Origin of the sequence: Salinilacustrithrix flava, from assembly GCF_041228405.1 — a bacterium.
Taxonomy (GTDB): Bacteria; Actinomycetota; Acidimicrobiia; order Acidimicrobiales; family Salinilacustritrichaceae; genus Salinilacustrithrix; species Salinilacustrithrix flava.
Window position 1 is genome coordinate 2,145,335 of the sequence record NZ_CP133888.1, and the last position, 21,686, is coordinate 2,167,020.

The following is a 21,686-nucleotide window of genomic DNA, read 5'->3' on the forward strand; positions in this document are numbered from 1 at the left end:
ACAGGAGCACTGCCAGTTCGGGAGGACCGGAACTGGCAGTTGTGGTGTAGCGGCTCACGCAGCGGCGGTGCGGCGGGAGCGGCGGATGCGGCGGCGCTCGCGCTCCGACGTCCCGCCCCAGACCCCGAAGCGCTCGCCGCTGGCGAGGGCGTGCTCGAGGCACTCGTCGCGCACGACGCACTCGCTGCAGATGCGCTTGGCCGGCTCCAGTGACTCACCCCGATCGGGGAAGAACAGGTCGGGGTCGGCGCCCCGGCACGCGCCGAGGGCCATGAAGGCGACGGACGCGAACAGGTCGCCCGGTTCGGAGAACGGGCTCGTGTGCTGGTCGGGTGCGGGCACGGAGGACTCCTCAGAGGTCATCTCCGCCCACGAAGTGACGTGCGGAAGCGTACCGGATGGTGTGGCTCATGCCACTGCGGAAGGGATTCGGCATCCGGGCGGCGAACATGGGAAACAGAACGAGCGCTCGGTTTGGAAGGACCGTCCATGCCCAAGATCAGCGAGGAGCAGCGAGCCGCCGCCCGCCAGCGGCTGATCGATGCCACCGTCGCGGTCGCCGAGCGCGACGGCGTCGACGGGCTCACCACCCGGGCGATCGTCGCCGAGGCCGGCGTCTCCGCGGGCATGTTCTACGGCCACTTCGACTCCAAGGAGGCCCTGCTGGCCGCCGTGGTCGATCACAAGACCGACGAGCTCACGACCCTCGTGCACGCCGAGCTCGAGCTCGGCACCCCCATGGAGGGCGTGGTGCGGTCTCTCGTCGACCAGCTCGTCCGGGTGCTCGACCTCAAGGTGCTGGCGTCGTTCCGCACCGGCTCGGGCACCGAGGACGCCCTGCACGCCCAGCGCCGCATCAACCGCCGCATCGTGGACGCCTTCGTCCCGCTGCTGGAGGAATCGGTCGACGCCGGGGTCGTGCGCCCCGACATCGACCCCGAGGCCGTCGTCGAGTTCATCGACCTCGTCATCGACGGCCTCAACCGCCGCCGTGCCCTCGACGGCTTCGTCAGCTCCGACGACCGCCTCACCGCCGTGATCATCGCCGCCTTCGAGCGGTACCTGCTCGTCCCCCAGGAGGACCCCCGATGACCATCACCGAACCCACCCCGGCCCCGCAGACGTCCAACGCGTCGCGAGACGTGCCCACCCGGCGCATCTCCTTCGAGGAGGCGCTGCGCGACCTGCCCAAGCACTTCGCCGAGGACGGCGACATCATCGGCAGCCACCTGATCGCGTCGCTGTCCTCGGTGTTCCCCGACGGCGAGGACTTCTTCGTCCGCTCGGTGCGCCACTACCGCTCCCAGATCACCGACCCGGACCTCAAGCGGCAGGTCTCCGGCTTCATCGGCCAGGAGGCCGTGCACGGGCGCGAGCACCGCGAGTTCAACGACCGCCTCGACCAGCTCGGCTACCCGACCAAGGCCGCCGAGCGCTTCACCAGGAAGGGCCTGGCGCTCCGGGAGCGCGTTGCGCCGCCCATCTCGAACCTGGCGTCCACGGCCGCCCTCGAGCACTTCACCGCGACCCTGGCCGAGATCATCCTCAGCGACGAGCGGGCCCGGGACATGATCGGCCACGAGGAGGTCAAGAACCTCTTCCTCTGGCATGCGCTCGAGGAGTCCGAGCACAAGGCCGTCGCCTTCGACGTCTTCAAGGCTGTCGGCGGGTCCGAGCGCATGCGGGTGTGGACCATGAAGTTCATCCGGCTCGGCTTCGTGGTCGGCATGGGCCTGCAGGTCATCGTGTCGGTGCTGCTGGACCGCGACGCCCGTCGCCACCCGGTGAAGCTGTGGCGCAGCTTCCGCAAGCTCAAGGCGTCGCCGTTCCTCTCCCGGGAGACGTGGCGCACGCTCAAGGAGTACGACGCACCGGACTTCCACCCCGACGACCGCGACACCGATGAGCTGGTCAGCCGCTGGCGGGCAGAGCTCTTCGGCGACGAGGGCACCCTCAACGACAAGCTCGCGGCGCGAGCCGCGTGAAGGGGCGGGACGTGGAGCAGCTCCGTGGCCACGTGGCCGCCATCACCGGGGCGGGGTCCGGAATCGGCCGGGCCCTCGCCGTCGAGCTCGCCCGGGCCGGCACCCACCTCGCGCTGAGCGACGTGGACGAGGTCGGCCTCGCCGAGACGGTCACCAAGGCCGAGGGGTTCGGGGTCAAGGTCACCTCGGCCCGGGTCGACGTGGCCGACCGCGAGGCGGTCGAGCGCTGGGCCGACGAGGTCGTGGCCGATCACGGCCAGGTCAACCTGGTGTTCAACAACGCCGGCGTGGCCCTCGGCGCCACGGTCGAGGGCGCCCGCTACGAGGACCTCCACTGGCTGATCGACATCAACTTCTGGGGTGTGGTGCACGGCACCAAGGCCTTCCTGCCCCACCTGAAGGCCTCCGGCGCCGGCCACGTCGTGAACATCTCCAGCGTGTTCGGCCTGCTCGGCATCCCGTCGCAGTCGGCGTACAACGCGGCGAAGTTCGCGGTGCGGGGCTTCACCGACGCGCTGCGCATGGAGCTCGAGATCGATCCGTGCGGCGTGAGCGCCACCACCGTGCACCCCGGCGGGATCAAGACGAACATCGCGAAGAACGCCCGCATGGACGACAGCGTCACCGCCATGGCCGACGATCCCGAGGAGGCGCGTCGGGAGTTCGAGCGGCTGTTCATGACCACGCCGGAGAAGGCGGCCCGCCAGATCGTCAAGGCGGTGCAGCGCAACCGCCGCCGGGCGCTCATCGGCCCCGACGCGAAGGCCCTGGACCTGGTCTCCCGCCTCCCCGCCGGCCTCGTGCAGCGGGTGATCGTGCGGGGTGCCTCGCGGATGCGCTGACGGACCCGGCCCCGGGGGCGTCTGGCACGATGCCTGCATGGTGACGCCGCCCCCCGAGCACGATCCCAGCCCGGCGGACGACGTCGCGGCCATCGAGGTCGGTGCGCCGGAGTCGACGGCCGCGGGCATCGCCGGTGTCCGACACGGCCTCGATCCGGTCCGCCACCAGGTGGGCATCCGACGCGGCGTGCGCATCCTGCGGGACCTCAACCAGCCCGGCGGCATCGACTGCCCCGGCTGCGCCTGGCCGGACCCCGACCACGCGTCCCACGCCGAGTTCTGCGAGAACGGCGCCAAGGCCGTGGCCGAGGAGGCGACCCGCCGTCGGGTCGACCCCACCTTCTTCGAGCGCCACCCGATCGCCGAGCTGGCCGAGCGCAGCGACTGGTGGCTCGGCCAGCAGGGCCGCATCACCGCGCCGGTGCACCGGCCCCCCGCGGCCACGCACTACCAGCCGATCAGCTGGGACGCGGCGTTCGCCGTCATCGCCCGCCACCTCCAGGCCACCACGCCGGACCGCTCCGTGTTCTACACATCGGGCCGGACGAGCAACGAGGCCGCGTTCCTCTACCAGCTCTTCGCCCGTGACCTCGGTACGAACAACCTGCCCGACTGCTCGAACATGTGCCACGAGTCCTCGGGCAGCGCGCTGACGCCGACCATCGGCATCGGCAAGGGAACGGTCCGCCTCCAGGACTTCGACGACGCCGACGTCATCCTCATCGTCGGCCAGAACCCGGGTACCAACCACCCGCGCATGCTCTCCTCGCTCGAGCGGGCCAAGGAGCGGGGCGCCACCATCGTGGCGATCAACCCGATGCCCGAGGCCGGCCTGCTCGGGTTCAAGAACCCCCAGAAGGTGCGGGGCATCCTCGGGTCCGGCACCGGTCTCGCCGACCACCACCTGGCGATCCGGGTCGGCGGCGACCTCGCCCTGTTCCAGCTCGTGAACGCCGCACTGGTCGCGCGGGGCGCGCTCGACGGGGACTTCGTGGACGTTCGCGTGGACGGCCTCGATGCGCTGTCGTCGGCGCTCGCCGACCTCGACCACGCCACCCGGCTCGAGGCCACCGGCCTGGACCAGGTCGACGTCGACCTGCTCGTGGACCTCCTCGGCGGCACCCAGCGCTTCATCACCTGCTGGGCCATGGGCCTCACCCAGCACAAGGGGTCGGTGCCGACGATCCGGGAGATCGTGAACACCCACCTGCTGCGCGGTGCCATCGGACTCCCCGGCGCCGGGCTCTGCCCCGTGCGCGGGCACAGCAACGTGCAGGGCGACCGCACCATGGGCATCTGGGAGAAGCCCCCGGCCCCGTTCCTCGATGCGCTGGCCGGCGAGTTCGGCTTCGACCCGCCGCGCGAGCACGGCCTCGACACGGTGGATGCCATCCGGGCGATGGCCCGGGGTGACGTCGACGTGTTCGTCGGCATGGGCGGCAACTTCGTGTCCGCTGCCCCCGACACGGAGCGGACCGCCGCCGGCTTGGCGTCGTGCGGCCTCACGGTGCAGGTGTCGACCAAGCTGAACAAGAGCCACGTCCTGTGCGGCGAGGAGGCGCTGATCCTGCCCTGCCTCGGGCGCACCGAGATCGACCGCACCGGCGGCCTCGTGCAGTCGGTGACGGTGGAGGACTCGATGGGCGAGGTCCACGCCACGCAGGGGTCGGTGGAGCCGGTGTCGGAGCACCTGCGCAGCGAGGTGGACATCGTGTGCGCCATGGCCGAGGCCACGCTGCCCGGGTCGACGATCCCGTGGTCGTCGTTCGCCGGCGACTACGCCCGCATCCGGACCCGGATCAGCCGGGTGGTGCCGGGCTTCGAGCGCTTCGAGGAGCGCATCGCCGGCGGCGCCCGGTTCGCGCTGCCGAACCGGCCCCGGGACGAGCGCGCCTTCGCCACCGCGTCCGGCCGGGCCCAGCTCACCGTCAACGAGTTCGAGCCGATCCGGATCCCCGAGGGGCGGCTGCTGCTGCAGACCGTCCGTTCCCACGACCAGTTCAACACCACGATCTACGGCCTCGACGACCGCTACCGCGGCATCACCGGCGGCCGGCGGGTCGTGTTCTGCAACGTCGAGGATCTGGCGGACCTCGACCTCGCCGACGGTGACGTGGTCGACCTCGTCAGCGAGTGGCCCGGCGACGACGACCGACGGGCGCCCTCGTTCCGGGTCGTCGAGTACCCGATCGCCCGGCGGACGGCGGCCGCCTACTTCCCCGAGGCCAACGTGCTGGTGCCGGTGGACTCGGTGGCCACCACCTCCAACACGCCGACCTCGAAGTCGATCATCGTCCGCCTCGAGCGGACGAGCTAGTCCAGGAGGGCGGCGCCGGCGGCCTGCACGGTCTGCCAGGGGCCGCCGATGAGGAGGGTGTCCACGATGGAGTCCTCCCAGCGCTGCACGCGGTCGCGCACGCGGTCGGCGGAGCCGACGAGGCAGATGTCGTCGACCATCTCGGCAGGCACCGTGGCGATGGCCTCGTCCTTGTGGCCGGACAGGTACAGCTCCTGGATCTTCTCGCAGGTCCCCTCGTAGCGGCCCTCGTTCATCCGGGCGAACACGTCGTAGTGGTAGTTCTCGCCCTTGGCGCCCATGCCGCCGATGTACAGGGCGAGGTTGGGGCGCATGAGGTCGATGGCGGCGTCGAGGTCGTCGAGCACGAGGGTGGGCACGGTGGCGGCCACGCCGAAGTCGTCCCAGCTCTTGCCGGGCACGCGGTCCATGCCCTTCTGGATCTGGGCCTCGTACCAGGGCGACTCGTCCGGGCTCATCCACAGCGGCAGCCACCCGTCGGCCATCTCGCCGGCGAGGGCCAGGTTCTTCGGCCCCTCGGCCGCCAGGTACACCGGGATCGGCGTGGGGTGCGGGTGGGTGATGGAGCGCAGCGCCTTGCCCTTGCCGACCGAGCCCTCGGCGTCGGACGGGTAGGGGAGGGGGTAGTGCGGGCCCTCGCTCGTGACCGGCTCGCCCCGCTCCCAGACCTGCTTGAGGATGGAGACGTACTCACGGGTGCGGGCCAGGGGCTTGGCGAAGGGCTGGCCGTACCAGCCCTCGACGACCTGCGGACCGCTCACGCCGAGGCCGCAGATGACCCGTCCGTCGGAGAGGTGCTGCAGCGTCTGCATCGCCATGGCCGTGGCGGCCGGCGTGCGCGCGCTGATCTGGGTGATGCTCTGGCCGAGCTTCATCGTCGTGGTCCGCGACCCGTACCAGGCCAGCGGGGTGAGGGCGTCGGACCCCCATGCCTCCGCGGTCCACATCGAGTCGAAGCCCATCGACTCGGCGGCGAGCACGTTGTCGAGGGTGTCCGGGTTGGGGCCGCGACCCCAGTAGCCGAGGGAGAGTCCGAGCTTCATGCGGCGACCTTATGCCCTCGCCGGCGGCCTACTCGTCGGGGTCGTAGTCGAGGGCGCCGGTCATCGTGAGGGCGGTGACGACGCCGATGGCCACGTCGTCGGCATCGACCACGGCGATGACGGCGCTGTCGAGCTCACCCATGATCCGCGCCGCCTCCACGGCCGGCACGTCCACCCGCACCGCCGGTACGTCGTGCATGGCCTGGCCGACGGTGGCATCGGGGCCGATCTCGAACAGCGCCATGGCCATGTCGCGCAGCATCAGCAGGCCCCGGTAGCGGTCATCGCACACCGGGAGCGCCTGGGCCGGCGGGGCATCGCCGTAGGTGTCGATGACGTCGGTGACCAGCTGGTCGGGGTGCAGGATCGGCACGTCGATCACGACGTTGCGCACCGGCAGGCGCAGGCGCCGCTCGAGCATCCCCTCCCGCTCGGTGACCTGGTACGACGCCACGCTCTTCTCGCCCATGACGGCCTGCGACACGGCGGTGGCGACCAGGGCGGGGATCACGAACTGGGCCTGGCCGGTGGTCTCGGCCACGAACATGACGGCGGCGAGGGGCGTGCGGTAGCCGGCGCCCAGGACGGCGGCGAGGCCGATGACGGGGTAGAGGCCCGGCGCCGCGTCGGTGAACAGCGACTCCACGAGCCGGCCGAGCAGCAGTCCCTGGACCACGAGGGGGATGAACACCCCGCCGACACCCCCCGCACCCAGGGCGGCCGACGTCGCCAGGGCCCGGAGGGCGAACGCGGCCACGATGACCCAGAGCCCGATCGTGGGGTCGACGGCGATCTCCGCCACCATCTCCACACCCGGTCCGAGCGTGAAGCTGGTGCCGATCAGCGCTCGGGCCGCGACGAGGGTCAGCCCGCTGACGGCCGCGCCGGCGGCCAGGCGGACGACGGGCGAGACGCGCTCGGACAGGCCCTTCGCCGCGCCCCACAGCCCAGCCAGCCCGCGGGCGGTGATGCCGGCGCACAGGCCGAGCAGGATCGCCCCGAAGACCTCGTCGCGCAGGCGCACCTCGCCCCGGGGCACCGGCAGGTACGAGTGCACGCCGAAGATCGACACGAAGGTGAGGTACGAGGTGGCGGCGGCGATGAGGGCCGGGATGAGGGCGCGCCGGGCGACGTCGCGCTGGAAGGGCGTCTCGAGGGCGAACAGCACGCCGGTGGCCGGCGCCTGGAAGATGGCGGCCACGCCGGCAGCCGCGCCGGCTGACGTCAGGGCCCGGTGGCCGCGGGGTCCGAGCACTGACGTGAGCCGCAGGCCGAGGCGCTGCCCGATGCTGGCGCCGGCGTAGACCGAGGGACCCTCGGCGCCGAGTGCGCCCCCGCCGCCCAGGGTGGCGACGGCCCCGAGGAGCTTGGGCACCAGCTGGCGCGGCCGGAGGTCGTCGCCGTCGTGGTACACCCGCACGTAGTCGTCCGACGTGGCCGGGGTCGTGCGTCCCCGCAGCACCACGAAGGTGACGGCGAGGCCGAGGCCGGGCGCGAGGGCCTGGAACCACAGGGGGGCCTCGAGCAGCTCGTGGAGCACCACGTCGAGCGCGATCCACTGGATGCCCGCCACGACGAGGCCGACGACCATGCCGACGACGGCGTAGACGCCGAAGCGCAGCGTCGCCCTCGGCGCCTCGGTGGCCTCCTCGGTCTTCGCCCGGATCCGGTCGAACCGGGCGCGCATCGGTTCAGTCGGTCGCTCGGCGGGCACAGGCGGAATCTACGGTGACGGGTCCGACCCCGCCGACCCTCGGCCCGACGACGGAGCGCACATGACCGCCGCCAACGTCCAACCCCACCCCGAGCTGGGGTTCTACGCCCTGGCCGGCCAGCCCGACTCGAGCCGCGACCTCATCGACGAGGTGCGCGACGCCGAGGCGCTCGGGCTGGGCACTGCGTTCATCTCCGAGCGCTACGACCTCAAGGAGGCCGCGACGCTCTGCGGGGCGGCTGGGGCCGTGAGCGAGCGGATCCACATCCAGACCGCGACCACGAACCACAACACGCGGCACCCCATGGTCACGGCCGGCATCGCCCGGACGATGCAGGACCTCACCGGCGGGCGCTTCGTGCTCGGCATCGGGCGGGGCATCCCGGCCATGCAGGACGCGTTCGGGATGTCGCGGATCACGACGGCGCAGATGGAGGACTTCGCCGGCATCATGCGCCGGCTGTTCCGGGGCGAGGTGGTGGTCGGCCACGACGGCCCGGCCGGCTCCTGGCCGGTGCTGCACCTGAACCGGGCGCTCGACGAGCACCTGCCGATGGGTCTCGTGGCCTTCGGGCCCGAGTCGCTGAAGCTCGGCGGTCGCTGCTTCGACGAGGTCGTGCTGCACACGTTCTTCACCGACGAGACGACCGAGCGAGCCGTCCGGACGGTCAAGGAGGCGGCCGAGCAGTCCGGACGCGACCCCGACGACGTCGTCGTGTGGTCGTGCTTCGCCACGATCGGCGACCACCTCCCCGAGGAGCTGCGCCTGAAGAAGTCGGTCGGCCGCCTGGCCACCTACCTGCAGGGCTACGGCGACCTGATGATCCGCACCAACGGGTGGGACCCGGCCGTGCTGGAGCGGTTCCGGGCCGACCCGGTCGTCACCGGCATCGGCGGCCCGATCGACGGGGTCGCCACCACCGAGCAGCTCGAGCACATCGCCACCCTGCTGCCCGACGAGTGGCTCGCCCCGAGCGCCACCGGCACGCCGGAGCAGTGCGCGACGGCGGTGCGAGGCCAGCTCGCCCTCGGCTGCGACGCCGTCATCCTCCACGGCGCCACCCCCACCCAGCTCCAGCCCGTCATCGAGGCCTACCGCGCTCAGGGGTGAACGCGCTGCACCCGCTCGGCGATGTCGGCGGCGGGGAGGCGGGCGGCGTCGAAGCCCTCCCACGGGTCGCTGGCCAGCGCCCCGAGGCGCCGGAACAGCGAGGCGAGCGGCGTGCTCTGGGGGTGCCAGCTGCTGTCGACCTCGTCCCAGCGCAGGGGCACGGCCACCGGGGCGCCGGGCTTCGGACGCAGCGTGTAGGGCGCCACGGCGTGCTGGGCCGGAGCGTTGCGGAGCACGTCGACGAAGAGCCGGTCGCCGCGGTCGTCCTTGGCGAACTCGACCGTGAGCAGGTCGGGGTGGCGCTCGGCCAGGACGACGGCGAGGTGGTTCGACAGGGCCCGCACCGCGTCGAAGCGGGCATCGCCCCGCAGGGGCAGGTGCACGTGGATGCCGCGCGAGCCGCTGGTCTTCACGAACCCGGTGACGTCGAGGTCATCGAGCAGGGCCCGCACCGCGGCCGTCGCCTCCACCACCTGGGCCGGGTCGTCGATGGAGGGGTCGAGGTCGATCAGCAGCTCGGCGGGGACGTCGGGCGCCGAGGTGGTGCCGCCGAGGACGTGGATCGAGATGGTGCCCTGGTTCACCACGTACTGCAGCGCCTCGACCGAGTCGATGACGACGTGGCGGACGGTGCCGCCACGCTTGGGCAGCTCCACGGTGGGGATCCAGTCGGGGAAGTGCTTCGGGACGTGCTTCTGGTACCAGCCCTCGCTGTCCGTGCCGTCGGGGAAGCGCTGCAGCACGGCGGGGCGGTCGGCGATGTACGGGAGCATCCGGTCGGCGATGCGGGTGGCGTAGTCGAACACGTCGGCCTTGGTGACCGCCGCGTGCCCGTCCGCGGCGGGGATCAGGACCTTGTCGGGCTTGCTCAGCGTGACCACGGCGTCCACCACCGGGAGGGTAGGTCGCGGGGGAGGTGGTAGGTCGGGGCCGAAGCGGGTAACCGACGGTCCATGCCAAAGAACGTCTTCGTACTCGGCCTGACCGAGATGCAGCTCCACGAGCTGGAGACCCTGGAGGATGCCGACCACCTCCGCTTCCACGACCTCATCGGCTACGCGCCGCTGATCGAGCCCGACGAGTTCGTCTTCGACGATCTCCTCGAGAAGGGCCGGGCCGAGCTCGACGCCTTCGACGGCACCATCGACGCGATCATCGCCCACTGGGACTTCCCGACGAGCCTGCTGGCCCCGATCCTGGCGGCCGAGTGGGGGATCCCAGCCCCGTCGCTCACCAGCCTGCTGAAGTGCGAGCACAAGTACTGGAGCCGGCTCGAGCAGGCCGCGTCGGTCCCCGAGCACGTTCCCGGCTTCGCCGCCTTCGACCCCTTCGCCGACGACGTCCGTGACCAGATCGGTCTGGAGTTCCCCTTCTGGGTGAAGCCGATCAAGTCGCACTCGTCCCAGCTCGGGTTCCGCGTCGAGGACGACGACGACCTCGCGCACGCCGTCCGCGAGCTGCGAGGCGGCGTCCAGGAGGTGGGCAGCGCCTTCGACGAGGTCATGGCCATGGTCGAGCTGCCGCCCGAGATCGCCGAGCTCGGCGGCACCGCCTGCCTGGCGGAGGAGATCCTGGTCGGCCGCCAGACCGCCCCGGAGGGCAGCATGGCGCGCGGCCGGTTCGGTGTGCACGGCGTGTTCGACATGCACTACGACGAGCGAGCCGAGAGCATCGTCGCCCTGGACTACCCGGCCAGCAAGATCCCCCGCTGGGTGCAGGACCGCATGGCCGAGGCGAGCGAGCGCTTCCTGCGCCACATCGGGTTCGACGACGGCTGCTTCAACGTCGAGTTCCTGTGGGACGAGGAACGGGACCGCCTCGGCATCATCGAGGTGAACACCCGCATCTCCCAGTCCCACAGCGACCTCTTCGCCAAGGTCGACGGCGTCTCCAACCACCAGATCGCACTCGACGTGGCCCTCGGGATGGAGCCGAGGATCCCGGACGACAAGGGGACCTACGAGGTCGCCTCGAAGTGCATCATCCTGCACCGGGAGGACGGGGTGGTCACCCGCGTGCCGAGCGAGCAGGAGCTGGCGGAGCTCGAGCGCCGGTTCCCGGAGACGGTGTTCACCATCAAGGTCGAGCCCGGCGACCGGCTCGCCGACCTGCCCCACCAGGACTCCTACAACTACGGCCTCGGCGACGTGTACCTCGGCGGCGACGACCCCGACGATCTGGAGCGCCGCTGGCAGGAGCTCAGCTCGTCGTTGCTGTTCGAGTTCGACCCGCCCCCGTCGGGCGATCGCTGATCCGGAGGACCCACGCATGGAGACCGTGACCGAGCTCCCGCGCGAGGTGCGCGTCATCGAGCACACGTTCATCCCGGCGCGAGACGGCGCCCGCCTCTCCGCTCGCATCTGGCTGCCCGTCGATGCCGAGGAGCGCCCCGTCCCCGCAGTGCTCGAGTACATCCCGTACCGCCACGGCGACATGACGCGGGCCCGCGACGCGCGCAACCACCCGTACCTCGCCGGCCACGGCTACGCCTGCGTACGGGTCGACCTGCGTGGGAGCGGCAACTCCGACGGCGTGCTCGTGGACGAGTACCGCCCGGTGGAGCACGAGGACGCATGCGACGTCATCGCCTGGCTGGCCGACCAGCCGTGGTGCGACGGGAGCGTCGGCATGATGGGCATCTCCTGGGGTGGGTTCAACGCCCTGCAGGTGGCTGCCCACCGGCCGCCGGCGCTCAAGGCCATCGTCAGCGCCTCGGCGACGGAGGACCTCTACCACGACAACATGCACTACATGGGCGGCTGCCTGCTCTCGGACAACCTGTCCGAGGCCACCGTCATGCTCGCCTTCAACAGCCTCCCGCCCGACCCCGATGTGGTCGGCGACCGGTGGCGCGACATGTGGTTCGAGCGGCTCGAGGGCAGCGGCCTGTGGCTCGAGACCTGGCTCCTACACCAGCGCCGCGACGAGTACTGGAAGCCGGCCTCGGTGTGCGAGGACTACCGCGCCATCGGGTGCCCGGTCCTGGCCGTCGGCGGCTGGGCCGACGGCTACACCAACGCGATCTTCCGGCTGATGGAGAACCTCGAGGTCCCGCGCAAGGGCCTCATCGGCCCCTGGGGGCACAAGTACCCCCACATGGGGGTGCCCGGTCCCGCGATCGGCTTCCTGCAGGAGCTCGTGCGGTGGTGGGACCACTGGCTGAAGGGCCACGACACCGGTGTCATGGAGGAGCCGATGGTGCGGGCGTGGATGCAGGACAGCACGCCGCCCGACCCCGTCCCCGGCACCCGACCTGGCCGGTGGGTGGCCGAGCCGAGCTGGCCGTCGCCGGGCATCGAGGGGCTCGGGTGGGACCTGGTCGACGGCGGCCTCGTGCGCGACCGGCGCGACCACGACCGCCCCGACGGCCCGGTCCAGATCCGGTCGCCGCTGAGCGTGGGGATGTTCGCCGGCAAGTGGGCGTCCTACGCCGCCACTCCCGACCTGCCGTCGGACCAGCGAGAGGAGGACGGCGGTGCCCTGGTGTTCCAGAGCGATGCGCTGGTCGAGGACCTCGAGATCTTCGGTCGACCGTCGGTGACCCTCGACGTCTCTGCCGACCAGCCGGTCGCCATGGTCGCCGTCCGGCTGTCTGACGTGGCGCCGGACGGCGAGGCGAGCCGGGTGACCTACGGGCTCCTCAACCTGACGCACCGGGACAGCGACGAGCACCCCGAACCGCTCCGACCGGGCCAGCACTACCAGGTGGAGGTGCCGTTGAACGGCATCGCCCAGCGATTCCCGGCCGGCCACCACCTGCGGGTGTCGATCTCGAGCTCGTACTGGCCCCTCGCCTGGCCGGCTCCGGAACCCGTGACCCTCACGTTGCACACCGAGGGCTGCCGGCTGGAGCTGCCGGTGCGGGCGCCTCGGCCCGAGGACGACGACCTGCGCCCGTTCGGTGAGCCGGAGGGGTCACCGCCCGACCCGACGACCCGGCTGCAGGCGGGCGAGCACCACTGGCGCACCACCCGCGACCTGGCGACCGGCACGTCGACGATGGAGATCTTCAACGACCAGGGAGCCTTCCGCATCGACGAGACCGGAACGGTGGTGCGCCGCGTGTCGAACGAGTGGTTCTCGATCAGCGGCAACGACGTGGGCTCGGCGCGCGGTGAGACTCGCACGGAGCGGCGGATCGAGCGCGGCGACTGGGGTGTCTCGGTGCTCACGCGGACGGTGCTCACCTGCACTCCGACGACGTTCGAGGTGAACGCCCAGGTGGACGCGTACGAGCTGTACGGCCAGCACGGGGAGCCGCGCGTCCACTCCCAGAACTGGAACCGCTCCATCCCCCGCGACCTCGTGTAGGTCGCGGGCCGGCTCAGTCGCGCAGGTGGCGCACGTCGATGGAGGCGAGCGCGGCGGCGACCGCGTCGGGGGTGCGGCCCCGGTTCAGCCCGTTGATGCGGCCGAGCCCGAAGGGGACGACGCTCCGGCCGGCGTCGCCGAGCCACACGCGAGCGAGGGCGGACGGGTCGGCCTCGGCGTCGGGGTCGATCGGGTCGCCGGTGAGGGCCTGCACGACCGCGGTGCGGAGGCGACGGGGGTCGGGGTCGATCCGGTGGTCGCGGGCCCGGGTGACGAGGTGGGCGATGGCGGCGTCGAGCCCGCGCAGGTTGGCGCTGACCGCCTGGAAGAGCGCCGGCCCGAAGCGCACGGCGAGGCCCACGGGGGTGCGCCCGCCCACGAACCGGGCGGCGCGGCCGCTGCGTGCCAGGCGGGCCGCACCCGCGCCCAGCCACGGCGACATGGCGGAGCTGCTCGTGCCGAGGGCATCGACCAGCTCGGTGGCCGACACCGCCGGTGCAGACGGGCGGAGCGCACGTTCGACGCGCCGGTCGACCAGCACCCGCAGGGCCTCGTCCACGCCGCTCCCCAGCGCGCCGGCACCCGTCCCGGCCAGCTCGAGGCCCTTCCCAGCCGCGGCGCGGACCACGGCCAGCACCTCGTCTCGGGTGGAGCGGTCGTCGTCGGGCACCATCCCCCGAAGGGTACGGGCGCCCCGACGCATCGCGGCGGGGCGCGCCGGTTGTGGCGCAGGTCCGGACATGGACGATGCTGGTGCCGTGCCGATGGACCACGACGCCCGGGTCGCCGCCGACGAGGACTTCCTCGGGCTCCGCGAGGTCGGATCGGGCCGCTTCGCCTTCGACGTCACCTCCCGCCTGGCCCGCGCCGACGAGCGCCTCTACGGGGGCGCCGCCGTGGCCCTCTCGGTGGCCGCGGCCGCTGCCGAGACCGGCCGGGACGCGCTGTGGTGCACGACCCAGTTCGTCTCCACCGCGATGCTCGGCCGCACAGTCGACCTCCAGGTCGAGGTGCTGGCCGCCGGCCGACGGACGAGCCAGGTCCGTGTGACCGCGACCACCGACGACGGCGTGGTCTTCGCCTCCCTCGGCGCCTGCGGCGTGCTGAAGGCCGACGGGCTGGCCGGCACCTTCGAGGAGCGGCCCGAGGTCAGCCCGCCCGGTGAGGGGGACGTGGGGTTCCGGCCCAGCGGCCGGCACGGCGAAGCGGGGTGGCACACCGCTGTCGAGGTCCGCACCGCCGAGATCCGCCGGCACCCCGACCCGGGGCCCGGGCGGGTCTGCCTGTGGCTCCGCCGCAGCGACCGCGGCCCGGTGACGCCGGCCATCGCCGGGTACCTGGCCGACCTGGTGCCGCTCTCCATCGTCCGGGGCTGCGGGGTCACCGGGGCCGGCACCAGCCTCGACAACACCATCCGCATCGGGGCGGCCGCGGAGACCGAGTGGATCCTGCTCGACCTGCGGCCCAACCTGGCCGTGGGCAGCTACGGGCACGGCATCGCCAACGTCTGGACCGAGGACGGACAGCTGCTCGCCGTCGCGAGCCAGACTGCTTCCCTGATGGAGCTGGACTTCGATCCCCTCACCGCCTTCAGCTCGCACGCCTCCGAGCTGCAGGGGCGCAACGGCTGATGCTCGCCCTCCTCGCCGCCCTGCCCAGCCCGCCCGACAACTCGATCTCGATCGGGCCGCTCGAGCTGCGGGCCTACGGCCTGTTCATCGCGATCGGCGCCATCGTCGCCGTCGGGATCGCCCGCCGGCGTTGGGCGTCGCTCACCGGAGACGACACCGACGCCATCGGCGACGTCGCCGTGTGGGCCATCCCGGCCGGCTTCGTCGGCGCCCGGCTCTACCACGTCGTCACCGACTGGCACCGCTTCGACGACGCCCCCGAGGACATCGTCAAGGTCTGGGAGGGCGGCCTCGGCATCCCGGGGGCCATCCTGCTGGGCGCCATCGTCGGTGTCGCCGTGGCCCGCCGCAAGGGCTACGACGTGCCGACGCTGATGGATGCCGTCGCGCCGGCGCTGCCGGTCGCCCAGGCGATCGGTCGCCTCGGCAACTGGTTCAACCAGGAGCTGTTCGGCCGGCCCACCGACCTGCCGTGGGGTCTGGAGATCGATCCCGACCGCCGTCCGGATGGCTACGAGGCGGTGGAGACCTTCCACCCCACGTTCCTCTACGAGGCGCTGTGGAACCTGGTCCTCGCCGCGATCCTCGTCGTCCTCGGCCGCCGCAAGGTCCTCCGCCCCGGCCAGCTCTTCGTGCTCTACGTCGGCGGGTACGCGCTCGGGCGGCTGTGGGTGGAGGCGCTGCGGATCGACACCGCCACCCGCATCGCCGGCGTGCGGGTCAACATCTGGGTGAGCGGGCTCACGATCGTGGCGGCTGCCCTGTGGTTCCTGTGGTGGCAGCGCCGTCCGGCAGACGCCGAGGCGGGCGAGAGCCAGGACACCGAGACGGGGGCGTCGAAGAACCCTCGATGAGCGCAGCCGCACCGGTCGGCACCATCGGACCGGACGCCCCCGAGCCCATCCCGGACTTCCGCGGCCCCTACGCCGACGGCCCGCCCGCCGAGGCGCTGCGGGTCGACGCCCCGGACCTCACCGTGCTGGGCCTGGCCGAGATCCGCCGCGGTGCCCTCATCTGGTGGACGTTGGTGTCGAGCATCGTGCGCGCCCTGCTGCGTCGCCGGTGGTCCCTCGTCCGTCGCCGTGGAGCCGATGGCTGGTGGGATGCCGCGTCCGCGGGGGCCGTCGACGCCTTCGAGCGGCTCGGCCCCGCGTTCGTGAAGCTCGGCCAGATCATGGCGTCCTCGCCGGGCGTGTTCCCGGCGCCGCTCGCTGACGCCTGCCAGCGCACCCTCGACGAGGTGCCCGCCTTCGACCGCGCCACGGCCCGCCGGATCGTGGAGGAGGACCTGGGCCGCCCGCCGGAGGAGCTGTTCCGCCACTTCGACGACGAGCCCCTGGCATCGGCCTCGATCGGTCAGGTCCACGCCTGCGTGCTGCCCGACGGCCGCGAGGCGGTGCTCAAGCTGCAGCGGCCGGGCATCCGGGCCCTGTTCACCGCCGATCTGCGGATCATGTGGCGCATCGCCCGGCTGGTCGAGCGGTGGGACAGGCTGTCGTCGGTCGATCCGGTCGCCATCATCGAGGACGCGGCCGAGGTCAACTTCCAGGAGCTCGTGCCCGCGCTCGAGGCCACGCGCCAGGCGGCGTTCCGGGACAAGATCGGGCACTTCGGCGACAACGAGAACATCACTGCGCCCGAGGTGCACTGGAACTGGTGCGGGCCCCGCACCATCTGCATGGAGCGCATGACCGGCACCCCGCTCGACGAGTTCGAGGCCATGGCCCGCCAGGGCATCGACGGTGAGCTGATGCTGCGCTGGGGAGCCAAGGTGTGGATCGAGTCGGTGTGCGTGCACGGCCCGTTCCACGGTGACATGCACGCCGGCAACATCTGGTTCCTGCCCGACGGCCGGGCCAGCTTCCTCGACTTCGGGATCATGGGCGAGCTCACCCCCGAGTACCGGGAGGTGATCAAGGACATCCTCTACACCTGCATGATCGACGGGGACTTCACCCGCGTCGCTCGGGCCTACCGGAAGGTCGGCGTGTTCCCCGACGACGTCGGCTCCGACGAGGAGCTCGGCATGCGCCTCTCGATGATCCTCGGCCCCATGCTCCAGGCCGGCATCGGCGGGATGAACCTGGGCGAGATGATGAAGATGAGCATCGACCTCATGGACAGCTATGCCGCGAAGGGCCCGCGTGAGCTGGTGCTCGTCGCCAAGCAGCTCGCCTACATGGAGCGCTACGCGAAGGGCATGGCGCCGGACTACCGCATCGTCCAGGACCTCTACCTGATCAAGAACATCTTCCCCGACGCCGTCGAGACCAAGGCCGCCGAGCTCGGCATCGAGGTGCCCGCCTGATGTGACCACCCGGCCCTGGGACCGTCGCGATGGTGCACCTGGACCATGCGGGGAGGTGCGGACGTCACATCCAGGCGCGGGCGCACCGTGCCGATGCACCGGGCAGCGCAACCACAGGACCGGCAGCGGGCCGGACGGCGCCGGGTGGGACCGGATAGGCGGAAGCGATGTTCTTCGAAGTCCAGCCGGGCAGCGACACGGGCGATCGGCGGTACCGCGAGCTGGTGGAGCAGCTCGACATGCCGATGCTCATCCACGTCGACGGCACCATCGTGTTCGCGACCCAGGCGGTCGTGGACCTCGTGCGGGTCGAGGACCTCCAGGCGCTGAAGGGCCGCCAGCTGGTCGACTTCATCCACCCCGACGACCTCGAGATGGTCGTCGCGCAGATGGTGCGCGTCCTGGCCGGCGAACCCTCCGAGCGCCACCGGTACCGCATCAGGCGGGCCGACGGGACCGATGCGTGGGTGGCGGCAGCGGCCACGCCCTACCTGCTCGGTGACGTGGCCGGCGCACTCGTGGTGGTGGAGGACATCACCGCCCGGCTCGACGCCGAGGCCAAGCTGCGCGCCTCGGAGGTCCGCTACCGGGCGCTGGTGCAGAACAGCGCGGACATCGTGGCCATCGTGTCGGCCGAGGGTCGCCTGACCTACGTGAGCCCGGCGACGGCTGCGGTCCTGGGCCGCGAGGTCGAGGAGGTCGCCGGCACCGACGTGCGCCGCTGGCTCCACCCCGACGACACGATGGTCATCGAGCGCCTCATCGGCCGGCTCCGCCACGGACCGTTGGGGGAGGGGTCGAGCGCGACCTTCCGCGTCCGGCACCAGGACGGCGCCTGGCGGCACCTGGAGGCGATCGCCACGTCGCGCCTCGACGAACCCGCCATCGCGGGCGTGGTGGTGAACGCCCGCGACGTGACCGATCGCATCGCGGCATCGGCGCGCCTGCGGCGCATGGCGCTGCACGACTCCCTGACCGGTCTGGCCAACCGCACCCTGATCGAGGACCGCATCAAGCAGGCGGTGCAGCGGGGGCCGACGGCCGTGGTGATGCTCGACCTCAACCGGTTCAAGGACATCAACGACTCCCTCGGCCACGCCGTCGGCGACGTGGTGCTGGCCGAGATCGCCGACCGGATCCGGCGCTCGGTGCGCTCCGGCGACACGGTCGGGCGGGTCGGGGGCGACGAGTTCGTGCTCGTCCTGCCCCAGGCCGGCGAGCTGCAGGACATCCGGGCCACGGTGGACCGCATCGTCAGCACCCTGCAGGAACCCATCGAGCACGGGAACAGCCGCTTCCGCCTGTCCGCGTCCGTGGGGATCGCCTTCGCCCCGGAGCACGGCACGACCGGCGAGGGCCTCCTGCGGGCTGCGGACGCCGCCATGTACCGAGCCAAGCGGGAGCGTTCCGGTCCCTCGGTGTACGACCACCGTGACCGGGAGCGGAGCATCGAGCGGCTCGCCCTCAGCTCGGAGCTGATCGATGCCATCGAGCTCGACCAGTTCGAGCTGCACTACCAGCCGAAGTACGACCTCGCCTCCGGCCGGCTGATCGGCGCGGAGGCGCTGCTGCGGTGGTTCCACCCCACCCGGGGGCTCATCCCGCCCGACGGCTTCCTCCCCCTGGCCGAGGACACCGGCGCCATCCACGCCATCACCCGGTGGGTCATCGACACCGCACTGGCCCAGGCCCGGGCGTGGACGGAGCAGGGCCACGACCTGTCGGTGGCGGTCAACCTGTCACCGTCGAGCCTGCAGGATCCTTCCTTCGCCGACCACGTGCAGGCCGCCCTCGTGGCGGAGGGCGTCGCGAGCGAGCGGCTGGTGCTCGAGGTGACCGAGCAGACGGTGATGGCCGATCCGGAGACGGCGCTGAGCGTGATGCGCCGGCTGTCCGACCTCGGGGTGCGCTTCTCGGTGGATGACTTCGGCACCGGGTACAGCTCGCTCACCTACCTGCGGATGCTGCCGGTGACCGAGCTGAAGATCGATCGGTCCTTCATCGGCGACGACTGCGGCGCCGTGGACCACGACATCGTGGAGACGATCATCGCCCTGAGCCGCCGGCTCGGCCTGCAGGTCGTGGCCGAGGGGATCGAGAGCTGCGACGCCACCGACTACCTGCGCTCCGCCGGCTGCGACGTGGGCCAGGGCTTCCACCTCGGTCATCCCCTGCCGGCCGCCGAGCTCGACCTGGGCGGACCCGCGTGCGTCGCCCACGAGCACGCCGTCCACGGGAGCGCCGGCAGCCACCTCGCCAGCTGAGCGCGGGGCGCGCGACCGGCGGATCTCCGTAGCCTGGAGGGATGGCCGACCTGATCCGACAGACCATCCGCCTGGGTGCCCCGCCGTGGCCGACGGTCGATCCGTTCCTGTTCTGCGTCCACCACGTCGACGCCTACCCGGCGGGCAACCTGCACCTCGGCCCCGACGCCGACCTCCGGGGCCGGGCCATCGGCCAGGACTTCGCCGGCGTCGACGGCTGGAACATGTACCACGGCTCGGTCGTGCCCGGCTTCCCCTCGCACCCGCACCGCGGCTTCGAGACCATCACCTACGTGCGCCGGGGCCTGGTCGACCACGCCGACTCCCTCGGCGCCGCCGCCCGCTACGGCAAGGGCGACGTGCAGTGGATGACCGCCGGCAAGGGCATCCAGCACGCCGAGATGTTCCCGCTTCTCGACCAGTCCGGGCCCAACCCGATGGAGCTGTTCCAGATCTGGCTGAACCTGCCGGCCGAGGACAAGATGGTCGAGCCCAGCTACAAGATGCTCTGGGACGACGAGATCCCCCGCGTACCCGTCGACGGCGAGGGCGAGCTCACCGTCATCGCCGGGGCCGTCCCCGGCCCGTCCGGTCTCGTGGTGCCGCCGTCGCCGGCGCCGGACTCCTGGGCCGCCCGAGGCGACACCGACGTGGCGCTCTGGCACGTCCGCCTCGGTGCCGGCGCCTCCGTCGTGCTCCCACCCGCGGGCTACGAGGACACGGTCCGCGTCCTGTACGTGTTCGACGGCGACGGCCTGGCCGTGGACGGCCAGGACCACGACGTGCCCACCGGCATCGTTCTGGACAGCGGCCAGGAGGCGCCGTTGCAGGCCCTCGGCGAGGGCGTGGACGTGCTCGTGATGCAGGGCCGGCCGATCGGCGAGCCCGTCGCCCAGTACGGCCCCTTCGTCATGAACACCAAGGCCGAGATCCAGCAGGCCTTCGAGGACTACCAGCGCGACCACTTCGGCGGCTGGCCCTGGGATCGCAGCGACCCCGTCCACGGGCGGGACCCGGCGCGCTTCGCCCGCCACGCCGACGGACGCGAGGAACGAGCCCGCGAAGCCAGCTGAACCGTTCTGGGCCGCGGTGCACGCCCTGGGGGCGTGCGACGCGGCCCGGAACGATCAGGCGGCGGCGGCGTCGAACTCCTGCAGCACCCGGTCGGCCTCGGCGTGGGCACGGATGCGCTCCTCGAGCACCCGGCGCTGCTGGTCGGCCTCGAGGGCGGGCTTGTCGACCACGGCCCAGCGGACCAGGTCGTGCCAGAAGCGGTCGATCACCTCGGCGCCGCTGATGGTGCCGCCGTCGACGGTGCGGAACGTGCAGGCGCGGATCTCGCCCAGGTAGAGGCGCAGCGAGGAGACGTGGATCTCCTCGTCGGTGCGGATCCGGCCGATGATGTCGGCGGCCTCGTCCGCCTTCTCGGCGCGGGCGCCCCACAGATCGGGGGTGCGCAGCACCGCCTGGGTCTCGGAGAAGCCCAGCTCGGCCCGGAACTCGATGAGCAACAGGTTGGCCAGGAACGACACCAGGCCCTCGATCTCGGGGCGGAGCTCGGGGATGCGACGCTCGTCGTCCGGGCGGGCGATGTTCTCGGGCGGGTCCACGTCGGGGTGGGCGCCGGCACCGAAGGCCAGGTCCCGCGCCACGAACCACATCTCGTCGTGGCCGCCGATGCCCTGGTCGGGCAGGCCGCCCTCATCCAGGCCGTGGGCGACGAGGAGGCCCTCGTTGAGGTGGCCGATGGCCATCTCGGAGATGTCCTCCACGATCACGTCCTGCAGGTCCGGGAAGGTGATGTCGGCCAGCAGGCGGCCCTTGGCCTCGATCTTGCCGATGATGGTGAGGTTGTTCCAGAACGTCTCGCCCAGCCCGTTGCGCAGCAGCACCCGCTGCTGCGCGACGTTGGGGAGGCGGACCCCGTCGAGCAGCGAGGCATCGGCGTCGAAGAGCTCGCCGCCGCGGTCGCGCAGCGCCTTGGTCCAGGCGTCGATGGCGGGACCGCGGACCTTGGTGCGCGGCGGCTGGTAGGAGCCGTCCGCGAGGAAGCCGCCGTGCATGCGTCGGCCGGCGATGACCTGCGGCTCGGCGTAGTCGTGGTCTTCCATCAGCTCGTCACGTCGGTAGCGGAGCGTGAGCACGGTCGGGGACCCCCTG

Annotated in this window: 18 protein-coding genes; 12 read left to right on the forward strand and 6 right to left on the reverse strand. The window is 72.0% G+C overall.

Features of this window, described 5'->3' with window-relative positions; genetic code table 11:
* Positions 1-54: 54 nt before the first annotated feature.
* Entirely contained in the window at positions 55-342 is a 288-nt protein-coding gene (locus RGQ06_RS10630) for a WhiB family transcriptional regulator (RefSeq protein WP_432429015.1), read from the reverse strand.
* 147 nt (positions 343-489) lie between these two features.
* Here RGQ06_RS10630 and RGQ06_RS10635 point away from each other — a divergent pair, with 147 nt between their 5' ends.
* Genes RGQ06_RS10635 through RGQ06_RS10650 form a run of 4 tightly spaced genes read left to right on the forward strand, consistent with a single transcriptional unit; the run spans position 490 to position 5,144 of the window.
* Positions 490-1,092, forward strand: a complete 603-nt coding sequence (locus tag RGQ06_RS10635) for a TetR/AcrR family transcriptional regulator (RefSeq protein ID WP_432429014.1) — start codon at positions 490-492, stop codon at positions 1,090-1,092.
* Positions 1,089-1,985 carry a metal-dependent hydrolase gene (locus RGQ06_RS10640; RefSeq protein WP_432429013.1) on the forward strand — a complete coding sequence of 299 codons (897 nt, stop codon included), beginning with the start codon at positions 1,089-1,091 and terminating at the stop codon, positions 1,983-1,985. Before RGQ06_RS10635 ends, RGQ06_RS10640 begins: the two co-directional genes overlap by 4 nt.
* 11 nt (positions 1,986-1,996) lie before the next feature.
* The gene (locus RGQ06_RS10645) at positions 1,997-2,827 is read left to right on the forward strand and encodes an SDR family NAD(P)-dependent oxidoreductase (protein ID WP_432429012.1); all 831 of its coding nucleotides are present in this window, start codon (positions 1,997-1,999) and stop codon (positions 2,825-2,827) included.
* A 37-nt stretch (positions 2,828-2,864) separates the two neighbouring features.
* Positions 2,865-5,144, forward strand: coding sequence for an FdhF/YdeP family oxidoreductase (locus RGQ06_RS10650; RefSeq protein ID WP_432429011.1), 2,280 nt, complete (start codon positions 2,865-2,867; stop codon positions 5,142-5,144).
* Here RGQ06_RS10650 and RGQ06_RS10655 read toward each other — a convergent pair.
* Together RGQ06_RS10655 and RGQ06_RS10660 are read right to left on the reverse strand one after the other, a co-directional pair.
* A complete protein-coding gene (locus RGQ06_RS10655; RefSeq protein WP_432429010.1) occupies positions 5,141-6,187 on the reverse strand; it encodes an LLM class F420-dependent oxidoreductase in 1,047 nt (348 codons plus the stop codon). The two genes, RGQ06_RS10650 and RGQ06_RS10655, sit on opposite strands and share 4 nt — an antisense overlap.
* Before the next feature lie 28 nt (positions 6,188-6,215).
* Positions 6,216-7,874, reverse strand: a complete 1,659-nt coding sequence (locus tag RGQ06_RS10660) for a chloride channel protein (RefSeq protein ID WP_432430666.1) — start codon at positions 7,872-7,874, stop codon at positions 6,216-6,218.
* Positions 7,875-7,962: 88 nt separating this feature from the next.
* Here RGQ06_RS10660 and RGQ06_RS10665 point away from each other — a divergent pair, with 88 nt between their 5' ends.
* Positions 7,963-9,012: a TIGR03857 family LLM class F420-dependent oxidoreductase gene (locus RGQ06_RS10665; RefSeq protein ID WP_432429008.1), complete on the forward strand. Its 1,050-nt coding sequence runs from the start codon at positions 7,963-7,965 to the stop codon at positions 9,010-9,012.
* Here RGQ06_RS10665 and ligD read toward each other — a convergent pair.
* Positions 9,003-9,902 carry a non-homologous end-joining DNA ligase gene (gene ligD, locus RGQ06_RS10670; RefSeq protein ID WP_432429007.1) on the reverse strand — a complete coding sequence of 300 codons (900 nt, stop codon included), beginning with the start codon at positions 9,900-9,902 and terminating at the stop codon, positions 9,003-9,005. The two genes, RGQ06_RS10665 and ligD, sit on opposite strands and share 10 nt — an antisense overlap.
* Positions 9,903-9,965: 63 nt before the next feature.
* Here ligD and RGQ06_RS10675 point away from each other — a divergent pair, with 63 nt between their 5' ends.
* A complete protein-coding gene (locus tag RGQ06_RS10675) occupies positions 9,966-11,264 on the forward strand; it encodes an ATP-grasp domain-containing protein (RefSeq protein WP_432429006.1) in 1,299 nt (432 codons plus the stop codon).
* A gap of 16 nt (positions 11,265-11,280) precedes the next feature.
* On the forward strand, positions 11,281-13,323 hold the full coding sequence (locus RGQ06_RS10680; RefSeq protein WP_432429005.1) for a CocE/NonD family hydrolase: 2,043 nt from the start codon (positions 11,281-11,283) through the stop codon (positions 13,321-13,323).
* A gap of 13 nt (positions 13,324-13,336) precedes the next feature.
* Here RGQ06_RS10680 and RGQ06_RS10685 read toward each other — a convergent pair whose 3' ends face one another.
* Positions 13,337-13,996: a hypothetical protein gene (locus tag RGQ06_RS10685; protein ID WP_432429004.1), complete on the reverse strand. Its 660-nt coding sequence runs from the start codon at positions 13,994-13,996 to the stop codon at positions 13,337-13,339.
* A gap of 67 nt (positions 13,997-14,063) precedes the next feature.
* Between RGQ06_RS10685 and RGQ06_RS10690 the strand changes: the two genes are divergently transcribed.
* From RGQ06_RS10690 to RGQ06_RS10710, 5 genes are all read left to right on the forward strand, one after another.
* Entirely contained in the window at positions 14,064-14,954 is an 891-nt protein-coding gene (locus RGQ06_RS10690; protein WP_432429003.1) for an acyl-CoA thioesterase, read from the forward strand.
* Complete coding sequence (lgt, locus tag RGQ06_RS10695) at positions 14,954-15,808, forward strand: prolipoprotein diacylglyceryl transferase (RefSeq protein WP_432429002.1); 855 nt, start codon at positions 14,954-14,956, stop codon at positions 15,806-15,808. The genes RGQ06_RS10690 and lgt overlap by 1 nt, the downstream gene beginning before the upstream one ends.
* Complete coding sequence (locus RGQ06_RS10700; protein ID WP_432429001.1) at positions 15,805-17,262, forward strand: ABC1 kinase family protein; 1,458 nt, start codon at positions 15,805-15,807, stop codon at positions 17,260-17,262. The genes lgt and RGQ06_RS10700 overlap by 4 nt, the downstream gene beginning before the upstream one ends.
* 167 nt (positions 17,263-17,429) lie before the next feature.
* Positions 17,430-19,526, forward strand: coding sequence for a putative bifunctional diguanylate cyclase/phosphodiesterase (locus RGQ06_RS10705; RefSeq protein WP_432429000.1), 2,097 nt, complete (start codon positions 17,430-17,432; stop codon positions 19,524-19,526).
* A 41-nt stretch (positions 19,527-19,567) separates the two neighbouring features.
* Positions 19,568-20,599, forward strand: a complete 1,032-nt coding sequence (locus tag RGQ06_RS10710; RefSeq protein WP_432428999.1) for a pirin family protein — start codon at positions 19,568-19,570, stop codon at positions 20,597-20,599.
* A 54-nt stretch (positions 20,600-20,653) separates the two neighbouring features.
* Here the strand turns inward: RGQ06_RS10710 and RGQ06_RS10715 are convergent, their stop codons facing one another.
* Positions 20,654-21,670 carry a hypothetical protein gene (locus RGQ06_RS10715; protein ID WP_432428998.1) on the reverse strand — a complete coding sequence of 339 codons (1,017 nt, stop codon included), beginning with the start codon at positions 21,668-21,670 and terminating at the stop codon, positions 20,654-20,656.
* Positions 21,671-21,686 lie beyond the last annotated feature (16 nt).

Excerpts from the sequence above, each read along its gene's own strand:
- RGQ06_RS10635 (WP_432429014.1), top strand. The coding sequence starts at position 490 with ATGCCCAAGATCAGCGAGGAGCAGCGAGCCGCCGCCCGCCAGCGGCTG.
- RGQ06_RS10640 (WP_432429013.1), top strand. The coding sequence starts at position 1,089 with ATGACCATCACCGAACCCACCCCGGCCCCGCAGACGTCCAACGCGTCG.
- RGQ06_RS10650 (WP_432429011.1), top strand. The coding sequence starts at position 2,865 with ATGGTGACGCCGCCCCCCGAGCACGATCCCAGCCCGGCGGACGACGTC.
- RGQ06_RS10655 (WP_432429010.1), bottom strand. The coding sequence starts at position 6,187 with ATGAAGCTCGGACTCTCCCTCGGCTACTGGGGTCGCGGCCCCAACCCG.
- RGQ06_RS10660 (WP_432430666.1), bottom strand. The coding sequence starts at position 7,874 with ATGCGCGCCCGGTTCGACCGGATCCGGGCGAAGACCGAGGAGGCCACC.
- RGQ06_RS10665 (WP_432429008.1), top strand. The coding sequence starts at position 7,963 with ATGACCGCCGCCAACGTCCAACCCCACCCCGAGCTGGGGTTCTACGCC.
- RGQ06_RS10675 (WP_432429006.1), top strand. The coding sequence starts at position 9,966 with ATGCCAAAGAACGTCTTCGTACTCGGCCTGACCGAGATGCAGCTCCAC.
- RGQ06_RS10680 (WP_432429005.1), top strand. The coding sequence starts at position 11,281 with ATGGAGACCGTGACCGAGCTCCCGCGCGAGGTGCGCGTCATCGAGCAC.
- RGQ06_RS10685 (WP_432429004.1), bottom strand. The coding sequence starts at position 13,996 with ATGGTGCCCGACGACGACCGCTCCACCCGAGACGAGGTGCTGGCCGTG.
- RGQ06_RS10690 (WP_432429003.1), top strand. The coding sequence starts at position 14,064 with ATGGACGATGCTGGTGCCGTGCCGATGGACCACGACGCCCGGGTCGCC.
- lgt (WP_432429002.1), top strand. The coding sequence starts at position 14,954 with ATGCTCGCCCTCCTCGCCGCCCTGCCCAGCCCGCCCGACAACTCGATC.
- RGQ06_RS10700 (WP_432429001.1), top strand. The coding sequence starts at position 15,805 with ATGAGCGCAGCCGCACCGGTCGGCACCATCGGACCGGACGCCCCCGAG.
- RGQ06_RS10705 (WP_432429000.1), top strand. The coding sequence starts at position 17,430 with ATGTTCTTCGAAGTCCAGCCGGGCAGCGACACGGGCGATCGGCGGTAC.
- RGQ06_RS10710 (WP_432428999.1), top strand. The coding sequence starts at position 19,568 with ATGGCCGACCTGATCCGACAGACCATCCGCCTGGGTGCCCCGCCGTGG.